This window comes from Lactobacillus nasalidis (assembly GCF_016587775.1).
In the GTDB taxonomy this organism is placed as follows: Bacteria; Bacillota; Bacilli; order Lactobacillales; family Lactobacillaceae; genus Lactobacillus; species Lactobacillus nasalidis.
This window is the reverse complement of the sequence record NZ_BOCG01000195.1, coordinates 1-229: the sequence shown is the minus strand read 5'-3', so window position 1 is coordinate 229 and position 229 is coordinate 1. Positions and strand designations below refer to the sequence as shown.

At 48.0% G+C, this 229-nt stretch carries 1 rRNA gene; it reads right to left on the bottom strand.

The features are described 5' to 3' along the window. Window positions 1–229, bottom strand: a 23S ribosomal RNA gene (locus lacNas_RS03460); the annotation flags it as partial.

Genomic DNA, 229 nt, shown 5'->3' with positions numbered 1-229 from the left:
GATAAGACTGGCGTCCTATCTTCTCTGGCTCCTACCTATCCTGTACATGCTTGACAGATACCCAATATTAAACTGCAGTAAAGCTCCATGGGGTCTTTCCGTCCTGTCGCGGGTAACCCGCATCTTCACGGGTATTATAATTTCACCGAGTCTCTCGTTGAGACAGTGCCCAAATCATTACACCTTTCGTGCAGGTCGGAACTTACCCGACAAGGAATTTCGCTACCTT